Origin of the sequence: Nocardia sp. AB354, from assembly GCF_049538315.1 — a bacterium.
GTDB lineage: Bacteria > Actinomycetota > Actinomycetes > Mycobacteriales > Mycobacteriaceae > Nocardia > Nocardia nova.
On the sequence record NZ_JBMVFU010000004.1, the window covers coordinates 406195 to 418214 of the forward strand.

Here is a 12020-nt window from a genome sequence, read left to right on the forward strand (position 1 = left end):
GGCCGCCCCCGTCGGTAGGTTCGCCGATCACGACGTTGTTGCATATCCACCTGGGGTCCTGGTCCTCGCTTACTCATTGTTCTCAGCCCCCCTGCAATCCGGCATCCAGCACCGCCCGTGCCACCGGCGCCGCCACCGATCCACCGGTCGCCGCCAGGGCACGGTCGCCGCCGTTCTCCACGATGACCGCGATCGCGATCTTCGGGTTCTGGGCCGGCGCGAACGCGATGTACCAGGCGTGCGGCGGGGTGTTGCGCGGGTCGCTGCCGTGTTCGGCGGTGCCCGTCTTGGAAGCGATCTGGTACGGCCGCGGCTGGGTGCCCCCGGCCGTGGACTTCTCCGAATCGATCATCAGCCCGGTCAGCTGGCTGGCCACCGGGGCGCTGATCGCCTGCCCGACCGACACCGGTTTGGTGGTGGACAGATCGCGCAGGTCGGGACCCTGGGTCCGGTCGACCAGATGCGGTTCCATCCGCACACCGCCATTGGCTACGGTAGCCGCGATCACCGCATCGTCGAGCGGGGTGAGAGCCACGTCTCGTTGTCCGATGCTGGTCTGCGCGAGCGCCGCGTTGTCCGGAATCGGCCCGACCGTGCTGTCGGCCACCGGAATCGGAATGCCCGAATGCGGGCCGATGCCGAAGGCCGCGGCCTCGTCCTTGAGTTTGGCCGCACCTACCTTCATGCCGATCTCGGCGAAGGCGGTGTTGCACGAGAGCCGGAACGCGTCGTGCATGGTCGCGGTCGCACCGCCGCCACACGGGGTGCCGTTGTAGTTCTCCAGCGTGGTGTTCGTACCGGGCAGGGTGATGTTCGGCGCCGCGGTGAACGCGTCCTCCGGCTTGATCCCCATCGACAGCGCGGCCGCGGCGACGACGACCTTGAACGTCGAGCCGGGCGGATATGTCTGCGACACCGCACGATTCAACATCGGCTGACCGGGGTCCGCGCTCAGCGATTCCCAGGCCTGGGTGGCACGCGCGCCGTCGTGCGTGGACAGCTGGTTCGGGTCGTAGCTCGGTGTCGACACCATGGTCAGGATGCGGCCGGTACTCGGTTCGATGGCCACCACCGAACCGGTGTAACCCTTGCTGGTGAGCTGGTCGTAGGCGACCTTCTGCATCATCGGATTGATGGTGGTCACCACATTGCCGCCGCGCGGATCGCGTCCGGAGATCATATCGATCAGGCGGCGGCCGAACAGCGCGCTGTCGGACCCGTTGAGCACGGAATCCTCGGAACGCTCCAGACCGGTGCTGCCGTACTGCATCGAATAGAAGCCGGTCACCGGGGCGTAGGCGGAGGGGTCGGTGGGATAGGTGCGCAGATACTTGTAGCGGTCGTCGGTGGCCACCGAACTGGCGAGCACCGTGCCGCCCGCCGAGATCTGACCGCGCTGGCGGCTGTACTCGTCGAGCAGGACCCGGGAGTTGCGCGGGTCGTTGCGCAGGCTGTCGGCTTTGATCACCTGGACGTAGGTCGCGTTGACCAGCAGCGCGACGATCATCACCATGACGGCCATCGCGACCCGGCGGAGCGGGGTGTTCATGCCGGCTCTCCCTTCTCGGGTCGGGGCGTCTCGGCGCGGATCATCTCGGTCTGCGCTTCGGCGATCGGCGCGGCTTCCCGGCGGCGAGCCGGCGCCGGCGCGCGAGCGGCGTCGGAGATCTTGACCAGCAACGCCAGCAGGGCGTAGTTCGCGAGCAGCGAGGAGCCGCCGTAGGACACGAAGGGGGTGGTGAGTCCGGTCAGGGGAATCAGTTTGGTGACGCCACCCACCACCACGAATACCTGAATGGCGATCGTGAACGCCAATCCGGCGGCGAGCAGCTTGCCGAAACTGTCGCGGACCGCCAGTGCCGTGCGCAGGCCGCGCACCACGAAGACGGCGAACAGCATCAGCATCGCGGTGAGCCCGATCAGGCCCAGCTCCTCACCGATGGTGGCGACGATGAAGTCGGTCTTGGCGAACGGCACCTGCGAGGGCCGTCCGCTGCCGAGTCCGGTTCCGGCCAGGCCGCCGGTCGCGAGCCCGAACAGCGATTGCGAGATCTGGTAACCGGTGTTGTTGTAGTCGTCGAACGGGTGCAACCACGTCGACACCCGCACCCGCACGTGGCCGAAGGCGTTGTAGGCGAGGAAGAATCCGAGCGCGAGCAGTCCGGCGCCGACGATCAGCCAGCCCACCCGTTCGGTCGCGATGTAGAGCATGGCCAGCACGGTCGCGAAGATCAGCAGCGAGGTGCCGAGGTCCTTCTCGAAGAACAACACCACCAGGCAGGCCGCCCACACCAGCAGAATCGGGCCGAGGTCGCGCGGTCGCGGCAACTCCATCCCCAGGACGTGGCGTCCGGCCGCGGTGAACAGATCGCGCTTGGCGACCAGTACCGAGGCGAAGAAGATGATCAGCAGGATCTTCGCGAACTCACCCGGCTGCACACTGAAACCCGGTAACCGGATCCAGATCTTGGCGCCGTTGGTTTCGGAGAACCTCCCGGGCAGCAGCGCCGGGATCATCAGCGCCACCAGGCCGAGCAGACCGAGCGTATAGCCGTAGCGGGCCAGGGTGCGGTAGTCGCGCAGCAGCACCAGCACGGCGATGAACAGGGTGATCCCCAGCGCTGTCCACAGCACCTGTTGATTGGCGTCGGGGGAGGGGATCGACCACGAATTGTGGATCGCGGTCTGCTCGTCGGCGAGATCCAGGCGATGGATCAACACCAGACCGAGTCCGTTGAGCAGCGCCGCGATCGGCAACAGCAGCGGATCGGCGAACGGGGCGAACCGCCGCACCGCCAGATGGGCGACACCGAACAGCGCCAGATAGGCGAAACCCAATTTGGCCAGATCCCAGGTGATTTCCTGATCCTGACTGGCCTCCACCAGCACCAGCGCAACCGTGGTGATGACCACCGCGAAACCCAGCAGCAACAGTTCGACGTTGCGGCGGGTCGAGGGTGGCGGCGCGGGAGCGAACCCGCCCGGTGGACTGGGGAACGCTCCAGCGGACGGCGGTGCCGGTGCGGACATCAGTCCGCCTTCCTGCAGTTCTCCCCCGGAGTCTGAGGGGCCGGCGCCGCGGTGGTGGGTGCCGGCTGCTCGGAATGGGCGGGGGCATTGGTCGGGTTCGGCGCAGCCGTACCCGGGGTGTTCGGCGCGGGGGAGGGTGCGGGGTTCGCGGGAGCCGGGCTGCCCGGGGCCGCGGTGCTTCCCTCGGCGGGCGGCGGCGGGGCGACCGGCGGCGCCGGCTTGACGCAGACGGGCAACAGATCGGTGGCGGCCAGCTTCTCCAGTTGCCCGCGGGTGGAGTCGAATCCGCCCGGAGGCAGCAGGCCGTTGTTGACCTTGTCGCGGCCGGTCTGCTGCAGATCGGCCACGGCCAGCTGCTTACACCCGCTCGGGAACCCGGCGCCGGGGCGCATGAGGGTGACCTTGTTGTGCGAGTCGACGCAGACCAGCTGGTCCACATCCTGAATCGAATAGCCGAGGACCGAGCCGGGCAGACCGCGCATGATCACCACGTTGCCGTTGTCGGCGCCCACGTAGTAGTTGCTGCGAATCATCTTGTAGCCCACCACGAGTCCGACCACGACGGCCACGACCAGGGCGACGGCCAGCGCGATCCAGCGGCCCTTGTGACTCTTGTGCGGCTCGGGCGGTTCCGCCGCGACCGCGGCCCGGCGAGGTGCCGCTCGCGGGGGACGCATGGCGGCGGCACGCCCGGCGGCGGTGTTGGGCGGCGGCGTGTCCTCGTCCTCACCGGAGGCCGCACCCGCCACGATGGGGTGGCTCTGGCCGTAGTCGAGATCGATCACATCGGCGACGACGACGGTCACATTGTCGGGACCGCCGCTGCGCAGGGCCAATTCGATGAGCCGGTCGGCCGCCTCGTCGGTATTGCCCTCGCGCAGGGTGTTCGCGATGGTCTCGTCGCTCACCACGTCGGACAGGCCGTCCGAACACAGCAGATAGCGGTCACCGGCGCGGGCTTCCCGGACGATGAGCGTCGGCTCGATCTCGTTTCCGGTGAGTGCCCGCATGATCAGTGACCGCTGCGGATGGGTGTGGGCCTGCTCCGGGGTGATCCGGCCCTCGTCGACCAGCGACTGGACGAAGGTGTCGTCGCGGGTGATCTGGGCGAGCTCGCCGTTGCGGAGCAGATAGGCCCGGGAGTCGCCGATATGGGCGAGGCCGAGCTTCTTGCCCGCGAACAGGATGGTGGTGAGCGTGGTGCCCATACCGTCGAGTTCGGGTTCCTCCTCGACCTGGTCGGCGATCGCGGCGTTGCCTTCGCGAATCGCCCGGTCGAGTTTGCCGAGCAGATCGTCGCCGGGCTCGTCGTCGTCGAGATGAGCCAGCGCGGCGATCATCAACTGCGAGGCCACCTCACCGGCGGCGTGCCCGCCCATGCCGTCGGCGAGCGCCAGCAGGCGTGCACCGGCGTAGACGGAGTCCTCGTTGTTCGCCCGGACGAGACCACGGTCGCTACGCGCTGCGTAGCGGAGAACTTGAGTCACGATCGCAGCTCGATCACAGTCTTACCGACACGGACAGGGGTGCCGAGCGGAACTCGGACGGGGGTGGTGACCTTCGCTCGATCGAGGTAGGTCCCGTTGGTCGATCCTAAGTCTTCGACGTACCAGTCCTCGCCGCGCGGCGATAACCGTGCATGCCGGGTCGAGGCGTAGTCGTCGGTCAGTACCAGCGTGGAGTCGTCTGCACGCCCGATGAGCACCGGTTGGGTGCCGAGCGTGATCCGAGTGCCGGCGAGTGAACCCTGAGTCACCACTAGATACTTGGCGCCCTTCTGGCCACGGCTGAAGGATGGCAGCACCACCGAACCTCGGGTGGGTCGGGGCTGGATCCGAATGCCTGATGCCGCGTAGATGTCGCTGCGCAAGGTGCGAAGCACCGCCCACACGAACAGCCACAACAACAAGAGGAACCCCGCACGGGTCAACTGCAGGATCAGTCCCTGCACGGCGCTCCACCTCCTGTTCGACCGGTCCCGTAGTGGCGTTTCGTCCCCCAACCGGCGTGCTGGTCAGCACGGCCCGGCTGCCGAGCGAATGTTGGCAGCATAATAGGGCCGATGACCGGTTGCGATCACGATACGGGCGAGCGGTTTTCGCGCCCCATCGTGACCTGCACCGGCGAGCTTACGGGATCAGACGATTCGGATCAGGATCTCGGAATGCCCGGCCCGGATCACATCTCCGTCGGCGAGCTGCCAATCCTGGACGGGCGAGCCGTTGACCAGCGTCCCGTTGGTGGAACCGAGATCCGAGAGCATCGCGACCTGACCGTCCCAGCGCACCTCGATGTGGCGGCGGGACACCCCGGTGTCGGGAAGCCGGAAATGGGCGTCCTGGCCACGTCCGATGATGTTGCTGCCCTCGCGTAGCTGGTACGTGCGGCCGCTGCCGTCGTCGAGGTGCAGGGTGGCCGAATAGCCGGACCCGCCGCGCGCCGGCTGCGTAGCCGCTGCGTAGCCGCCCTGCTGTCCGTAGGCCGGCTGCTGACCGTAGGCCTGATCCTCGGCGCCGTAACCGCCCTGGTCCGCGTATCCCTGATCGGCATAGCCGGGATCGGCGTAGCCCTGCTGGCCGTAGCCGCCCTGAGCCTGGTAACCCTGGTCGTATCCGGGGGCCTGGCCGTAGCCCGGCTGCTGACCGTAGTTCTGCTCCGGGTAGCCCTGCTGTTGCCCGTACCCCTGGTCGGCGTAGCCCTGCTGGCCGTAACCCTGGTCGTAGCCGCTCTGCTCGTAGCCGCCCTGTTCGTACGCCTGCTGCTGGCCGTACCCCTGGTCGGCATAGGCCTGCTGGCCGTAACCCTGGTCGTAACTGCTCTGGTCGTAGCTGCCCTGCTCGTAGCCCGGCTGACCGTAGGCCGCGCCGCCCTGCTGGTAGCCCGCGCCGCCCTGCTGGTAGTCGTACCCGTTCTGGTAGTCGCCGCCGCCCTGCTGATAGTCGCCATAGGCAGGCTGCGATTCCGGCGCGGCGTACTCACCGGCACCGGGATACTGGCCACCCCGGCCGTAGTCGTCCTGATATTGCGGCGCGGGGCGGCCCCCCGGCGGGGGTGCGTACCCGCGGTTGCGTGGATCGGACTCCGCGGGCTCTCGGCTGGGGTCGTAGCCTGAGTTCTGCGTCATGGGGCCAGCTCCTGGTTGCGGGTGTGCGGGTCGTTGTGGGGGTCGTCCAGGTCGATCGGGCGGCCGGCGCGGCGCCGGGGGGTTCCGGCGGCCCGCATCCGGGTCGACCCGGCCGTGCGTCCTGAACTGTCCGGTGTGCAGCGTAGGGGATGTCTCGAATTCGACGTGCACTTCACCGTAGGTCTGCCACCCCTGATCGCGGATGTAGTCCTGTAAATGCTTGGCGAACGCGCGGGTGGTCAACTCGTGGTCTGCGTCGAGTTCCTGCAGGTCCGTGGGGTTGACCGTGATGACGTAGACATTCGGGGCGAGCAGATGCCCGCCGTCGAGTTCGCTCAGGCGATCCGAGGCCTCGCGCTGCAGCGCCGCTTCCACCTCCTGGGGAACGACGCTGCCGCCGAAGACCCTGGCGAAGGCGTCACCGACGGCGCCCTGCAGACGTCGCTCGAAACGCGAGACGATGCCCATACCGGCCTCCCTTCGATGCCCGCCCTCGTTGCCTACGCTGTATGTCTACGTCAGCTGATCGGTCTGTGTCGTCCGGGCGTCACGATCCCGCGACACGACATGCCGATAGGGCGTGTCGTCGAACGGACACGGTCACTGCATGATATCCACGATCCTCCACCCCTGTAACTCACGACCGTCCACCCACGGTTCCCATTACCCGAAAATACTCGTCCGCAACCCTCGTGAGCAGGCGATTTCGTGCCGGAACCGAGCGCGTGATACTGTCTTCCAGTCGCTCGGGCGAGTGGCGGAATGGCAGACGCGCTGGCTTCAGGTGCCAGTGTCCTTCGGGACGTGGGGGTTCAAGTCCCCCTTCGCCCACAGAGGAAGAGCCGCAGATCGAATCCGATCTGCGGCTCTTCTTTTTGTGTGTCAGGCCGGGTACAGGGCTGCCCGCAGCACCGAAACCGCCTGGGCGACGGCTGCTTTCGCGGCGTTGGTGTCGTGCATGGAGTTGACCATGACGAAATCGTGGATGATGCCGCCGTAACGGGTCTGGACGACGGGGACGCCGGCGTCGCGGAGTTTGGCGGCGAAGGCCTCGCCCTCGTCGCGCAGGACGTCGGCCTCACCGGTGATCACCAGCGCCGGCGGCAGCCCGGCGAGCTGCTCGGTGGTGGCGCGCAGCGGCGAGGCCGTGATCTGGGCGCGGTCCGCTTCGCTGGTCGTGTACTGGTCCCAGAACCACCGCATCCCTTCCCGAGTCAGGAAGTAGCCTTCGGCGAACCGCTCGTACGACGGCGTATCGAAGTTGGCGTCGGTGACGGGATAGAACAGCACTTGCTGGACGAACGAGACGTCGCCCCGCTCCTTGGCCATCAGTGTCAGCGCGATGGCCATATTGCCGCCCACCGAATCACCGGCGATCGCGATGCGGGTGGTGTCGAGCCCCTTCTCGGCGCCGTTCGAGCGCACCCACTGCGCGACGCGGTAGGACTGCTCGTTGGCCACCGGGTAGCGCACCTCGGGGGAGCGGTCGTATTCGGGGAAGACGACGGCCGCGTGCACACCCACGGCGAGATCGCGTACCAGCCGGTCGTGGGTGTGCGCATCGCCGAACACCCAGCCAGCGCCGTGGGTGTAGACGATGACGGGCAGGATGTCGGTCACACCCTGCGGCTTGACGATGCGAGCCCGCACCGACCCGGTCGGCCCGCCCTCGACGGTGATCCACTCCTCGTCGATCGCCGGCTTCTCGATCGGCGAATCCTGCACCGAATCAACGGCTTTGCGGCCCTCCTCGGGCGACAGCTGATAGAGGAACGGCGGCTGGGAGGTCGCGTCGACGAACTCCTGGGCGGCCGGCTCGAGGGAGACGCCCAGCGGATTTCCGGTCATCGGGTTTTTCCTTTCAGCGGGTGTGCGGCTGCGAACAACGCGGCGCCCGACCAGTTTCCGCTGGTCGGAGGGCGGCGCGCCCCTCGCTACGGGACGCGAAAACACCGGATCAAGACACGGCGGCGACCAAGGGGGTCTCGCCGGAACCGGTCGAGCGGAACCGGCGCTGATATTTACTGGGCGATATCCCGAGCCGGGCGACGAACGCGCGGCGCATCGCCTCACTGCTGCCGTAGCCCGCGGCCATCGCCGCCTCGGTCACTCCGAAGCCGGCATGCAGCATGTCACGGGCGACCCCGAAGCGGATGAAGGCGACGTACTCGGCGGGGGAGCGCTCCAATTCGGCGCGGAACAGTCTGGTCAGATGGCGCGGACTGACGTTGGCGTGTGCCGCCAGCGTCCGAACGGTATGGGGGAAGGCCGGATCCGCGCAGACGAGGTCGACGGCCTTGCGCACCAGCGGGCTGCGCGGCGCCGGCCCCGACAGCGAGGCCGAGAACTGCGACTGCCCGCCCGCGCGCTGCATGTACACCACCATGAGCTGGGCGATCCGGCGCGCGATGTCGGGGCCGAAATCCTCCTCGACCATCGCCAGCGCCAGGTCGACCCCGGCGGTGACTCCGGCCGAGCTGTAGAGGTTTCCGTCACGCACGTAGATGTCGTCGGCGGCCACGTCGATCGCGGGATAGCGCCGGGCCAGATGGGCGGCGAACTTCCAGTGCGTCGTCGCCCGGCGTCCGTCGAACAGGCCCAGTTCGGCGAGGACGAACGCGCCGCTGCACACCGATGCCAGACGCCGGGTGTTCCACGACAGTCGCCGTGCCGCCGCGAGCAGTTCGGGTGTGACGAATTTCGAGGGCGGCAGCTCACTGCCCGGAATCACGACCGTGTCGAAGGCGCCCGCGTCGGCTGCCGCGACAGCGCATTCGATCCGGGCGCCGATCGAGGTCTGCACACTGCCGCCGTCCGCCGACACCAGCACGACCTCGTATCCGGGGCAGGCTTGGTTGGCCTCTACGAAGACTTCCGCTGGACCGGTGAAGTCGAGCATCTTGACGCCGTCGAAGACCAGAATTCCTACGCGCCGACGCGGTAGTTGAGCGAGTTCGAGGGCCATCCCGCCATCATTCTGGAGTGACGCCTCCAGAACAAGCTTTGTGGCCGGGGTCGCAGTGGGATTGATACGGTGGGCGCCATGGGGAGGCCACGACAGTTCGACGAATCGGCCTTGCTCGACGCCGCCACCGAACTGTTCTGGTCGCAGGGTTTCGAGCAGACGTCGGTCGAGGACGTCTCGCGGGCCAGTGGCATCGGAAACGGCAGCATCTACGCCGCCTACCGCAGCAAGCGCGGACTGTTCCTCGCGGCCTTCGAACGCTATTGCGAGGGCCGTGCTCGCCTGGTCCGGGAGGTGGTGACCTCGGCTCCCGGTTCGGCGCAGGCGGCGGTGCGCGCACTGTTCGAGGCGATCATCGACGACTGCGTCTCGCAGCCCGATCGGCGTGGTTGCCTGATGCTCAACAGCATCGCCCAGCTCGGCTCGCGGCTGCCCGAAGTGATCAGCATCGGGAATTGGACCACCGCCGCCATGGAACGCGGTGTCGCCGAGCGGCTACGCCGCGCCGCCGAGGAATCCGGCGCCGAACTCGACGCGTCGACCCTGGCCGCCTACAGCGCCACCGTGGTGATGACCGCGCAGGGCCTTATCCAATTGAGCCGCTTGGGAACTCCCCTCGGGCGATTGCGCGATATCGCCGAGGTGTCGAGTCGCAATCTGCCCGAGGCGTGGAACGTTCCGGTCGCGGACCGGGTGCGCTGACGGCATCGTTTCCGGGGACGTTCGTCAGCGGCCTCGCTGCGTGCGCACGTAGTCGACGGCGTCCTGCGTGACAGCGTCGGTGATGTCGGCGAATTCCTCGTGCTTCTGGATGTAGCCGGCCACGAACGGGCAGATCGGCACGATCCGCAAACCGGCCTCGCGGGTGCGGTCCAGTGCCTGTGAGACCAGGGCGCCGGCCAGGCCGCGTCCGGCGAAGTCGGAGTCGATTTCGGTGTGGTAGAAGATCCGCTGCCCGTCGTGGTCGAGGTATTCGGTGAATCCGGCGAGCCGATCGTCCACGCTGATTTCGAACCGTTCCGCGGCCTGCGTGACGACCGGAGTGGGGTGCTGTTCGGCGGTCATGGGTCTCAGTATCGCGGTCCGGCAGGTCGGATACCCGCAGGTTCGAGCGAGGACGCGCGTGCCGGTGTGATCTTCGCCGCACTTTCGGCGGTTGACCGGTCGTTATTCGCTTCGAGTATCACCGGTGAAAAAACGCCGTTCGAGTTCGCTGTCGAAATAACTGCGCAATTCAATGGAAGCGCATACGCAACCATCTGAGAATTACCTGACAGCAGACTTGGAAACTCCGGCAGTAACAAACTTGAAGTCTGTTTGCTGGCCGAGTGAGGTGGGTAAAGCTGGTCGGACACAGGTCAATTGAGCCCCTGACCTGCAGTGATAACCAACAGGTGAGCAGCAGGCGACGCGCCGGGGAATCATCGCTGTCCCGGTATCCGGCACCGCGAGTAACGGCCGAATTAGCAGAAAAATTCCGGCTACCGGAGCGTTGCGGTATGCGTGGGACCGTTATTTCCGACCGCCCGCCAGGTATTTGCGAATGATCTCCGGAGATGCTGTCGGACTGCGGGTTTCGGCTCGGTTACGGCCGGGCAGACGGAGTGTGCAGGAGGTTGCGCAGGGATAACGATTGTGTAGAGTCGACGGTAACGCTGGCCGCAGCTGAGCTGGACTCGCTGCGGCCAGTGGATCTCAAATCGGCACTCCGATGATCCTTCGAATCCCCGCCCTCTCGCAAGGGATTTTCTCAGCCTCAGCAGAACCGCCCCGGCGTTAGCTCGATATGCGCTCGCTCGCATCGGTCGCGGACCGCACCGCCGCTCGTTCCTGCACCGCTCGGCGCCCCGGGCCGAAGACGTAGGTCAGAAATCCGAGTTCGGCAACCAGCCCGACACCGATTCGCACCGGCGCGGGCCAGTCGGCGGGTGTGACGAAACCCTCGATCAGGCCCGAGACCAATAGGACCGCCACCAGCCCGAGTGCGATCGTCGCCGTCGCCCGTCCCTGCCGAGCCAGCGCCTCGGCGCGTGACGACCGCCCCGGCTCTATCAGCGTCCAACCCAGTTTCAGCCCCGCGCCGACGGCGACGAAGACGGCCGTGAGCTCGAGCATGCCGTGGGGGAGCAGGAATCCGAAGAACGAGTCGAGCCGACCGGCATCCGCCATCAGCCCCGCGGAGACTCCGACGTTCAGTGCGTTCATGAACAGCAGATAGGCCGCCGGGAGAATCAGGATGCCGGTGAACAACGCGATGGCCGACACCCAGGCGTTGTTGGTCCACACCTGTGCGGCGAAGGCGTCGTGGGGATGTTCGGAGTAATAGGACTCGAAGCGGCCGCCGGGGGCTGTCAGCGATTCCGCGTTCGACGGCAGCCCCAAAGTCCTTCGCGCCGAACCGGAGCCGGACACCCAGATGCCGATACCGGCCGAGACGGCCAGAAACGCCGCCGCCACCGAGGCCCACCACGGCCACGCTCGATACACCGCGGCAGGGAACCGATGGGTGAAGAAATAGCCGATCTGCGACCAGGTGTCGGTGCGCGCGCCCAGCAGCCGTCCCCGGGCCCGCGCGAGTACCGCGCTCAGACCGTTGATCAACTCCGGATCGGGCGAATGTGATTGCAGCCGCGCCAGCTGCTGGGAGGTGCGGCGGTACAGGGCCACGAATTCGTCGACCTCGGCGCCGCTGAGCCGCCGCTGCGCGGTCAGCCGGTCGAGCCGATCCCAATGCCGCCGCTGCGCGAACGAATAGGCGTCGACGTCCATCGGCTCCTCCTGTGCTCCTGCGGGACACCCGCACCCGATCGAATCGCCGCAATGAGCTGCGCTGGGTATCGCGGCGATTCTCCTGTGTCCGCCCGGTCCTCTCGAAGGCTAGTTCGCACGCGCCCGATTCGG

The 12020-nt window shown here is 67.2% G+C and carries 10 protein-coding genes and 1 tRNA gene; 2 read left to right on the plus strand and 9 right to left on the minus strand.

Annotated features, from left to right (window positions below; genetic code table 11):
- Positions 1–82: 82 nt before the first annotated feature.
- From ACPCUW_RS08690 to ACPCUW_RS08710, 5 genes are all read right to left on the minus strand, one after another.
- On the minus strand, positions 83–1549 hold the full coding sequence (locus ACPCUW_RS08690; RefSeq protein ID WP_063015289.1) for a peptidoglycan D,D-transpeptidase FtsI family protein: 1467 nt from the start codon (positions 1547–1549) through the stop codon (positions 83–85).
- Positions 1546–3030 (minus strand): FtsW/RodA/SpoVE family cell cycle protein, encoded by a 1485-nt coding sequence (locus ACPCUW_RS08695; protein WP_036525362.1) that lies wholly within the window; start codon positions 3028–3030, stop codon positions 1546–1548. Before ACPCUW_RS08695 ends, ACPCUW_RS08690 begins: the two co-directional genes overlap by 4 nt.
- Positions 3030–4517: a PP2C family protein-serine/threonine phosphatase gene (locus ACPCUW_RS08700; protein WP_423424237.1), complete on the minus strand. Its 1488-nt coding sequence runs from the start codon at positions 4515–4517 to the stop codon at positions 3030–3032. The genes ACPCUW_RS08695 and ACPCUW_RS08700 overlap by 1 nt, the downstream gene beginning before the upstream one ends.
- Positions 4514–4981: an FHA domain-containing protein FhaB/FipA gene (locus ACPCUW_RS08705; protein ID WP_030516711.1), complete on the minus strand. Its 468-nt coding sequence runs from the start codon at positions 4979–4981 to the stop codon at positions 4514–4516. The genes ACPCUW_RS08700 and ACPCUW_RS08705 overlap by 4 nt, the downstream gene beginning before the upstream one ends.
- Positions 4982–5167: 186 nt before the next feature.
- On the minus strand, positions 5168–6622 hold the full coding sequence (locus ACPCUW_RS08710) for a DUF3662 and FHA domain-containing protein (protein ID WP_423424238.1): 1455 nt from the start codon (positions 6620–6622) through the stop codon (positions 5168–5170).
- A 280-nt stretch (positions 6623–6902) separates the two neighbouring features.
- Here ACPCUW_RS08710 and ACPCUW_RS08715 point away from each other — a divergent pair.
- Positions 6903–6985 (plus strand) — tRNA-Leu (locus tag ACPCUW_RS08715).
- 51 nt (positions 6986–7036) lie between these two features.
- On the opposite strand, the gene ACPCUW_RS08720 is transcribed toward ACPCUW_RS08715, so the two are convergent.
- Together ACPCUW_RS08720 and ACPCUW_RS08725 are read right to left on the minus strand one after the other, a co-directional pair.
- Positions 7037–8002 carry an alpha/beta hydrolase gene (locus tag ACPCUW_RS08720; RefSeq protein WP_423424239.1) on the minus strand — a complete coding sequence of 322 codons (966 nt, stop codon included), beginning with the start codon at positions 8000–8002 and terminating at the stop codon, positions 7037–7039.
- Positions 8003–8111: 109 nt separating this feature from the next.
- A complete protein-coding gene (locus ACPCUW_RS08725; protein ID WP_063032761.1) occupies positions 8112–9119 on the minus strand; it encodes a GlxA family transcriptional regulator in 1008 nt (335 codons plus the stop codon).
- A gap of 78 nt (positions 9120–9197) precedes the next feature.
- Here ACPCUW_RS08725 and ACPCUW_RS08730 point away from each other — a divergent pair, with 78 nt between their 5' ends.
- Entirely contained in the window at positions 9198–9821 is a 624-nt protein-coding gene (locus tag ACPCUW_RS08730) for a TetR/AcrR family transcriptional regulator (protein ID WP_423424240.1), read from the plus strand.
- 24 nt (positions 9822–9845) lie between these two features.
- Here the strand turns inward: ACPCUW_RS08730 and ACPCUW_RS08735 are convergent, their stop codons facing one another.
- Positions 9846–10184 carry a GNAT family N-acetyltransferase gene (locus ACPCUW_RS08735; RefSeq protein ID WP_423424241.1) on the minus strand — a complete coding sequence of 113 codons (339 nt, stop codon included), beginning with the start codon at positions 10182–10184 and terminating at the stop codon, positions 9846–9848.
- A 711-nt stretch (positions 10185–10895) separates the two neighbouring features.
- Positions 10896–11888, minus strand: a complete 993-nt coding sequence (locus ACPCUW_RS08740; RefSeq protein WP_423424242.1) for a stage II sporulation protein M — start codon at positions 11886–11888, stop codon at positions 10896–10898.
- Positions 11889–12020: the final 132 nt, after the last annotated feature.

What these genes read in the sequence shown, in the direction of transcription:
- ACPCUW_RS08690 (WP_063015289.1), bottom strand. Translation starts at nt 1,549, where the DNA reads ATGAACACCCCGCTCCGCCGGGTCGCGATGGCCGTCATGGTGATGATC.
- ACPCUW_RS08695 (WP_036525362.1), bottom strand. Translation starts at nt 3,030, where the DNA reads ATGTCCGCACCGGCACCGCCGTCCGCTGGAGCGTTCCCCAGTCCACCG.
- ACPCUW_RS08710 (WP_423424238.1), bottom strand. Translation starts at nt 6,622, where the DNA reads ATGGGCATCGTCTCGCGTTTCGAGCGACGTCTGCAGGGCGCCGTCGGT.
- ACPCUW_RS08720 (WP_423424239.1), bottom strand. Translation starts at nt 8,002, where the DNA reads ATGACCGGAAATCCGCTGGGCGTCTCCCTCGAGCCGGCCGCCCAGGAG.
- ACPCUW_RS08725 (WP_063032761.1), bottom strand. Translation starts at nt 9,119, where the DNA reads ATGGCCCTCGAACTCGCTCAACTACCGCGTCGGCGCGTAGGAATTCTG.
- ACPCUW_RS08730 (WP_423424240.1), top strand. Translation starts at nt 9,198, where the DNA reads ATGGGGAGGCCACGACAGTTCGACGAATCGGCCTTGCTCGACGCCGCC.
- ACPCUW_RS08735 (WP_423424241.1), bottom strand. Translation starts at nt 10,184, where the DNA reads ATGACCGCCGAACAGCACCCCACTCCGGTCGTCACGCAGGCCGCGGAA.
- ACPCUW_RS08740 (WP_423424242.1), bottom strand. Translation starts at nt 11,888, where the DNA reads ATGGACGTCGACGCCTATTCGTTCGCGCAGCGGCGGCATTGGGATCGG.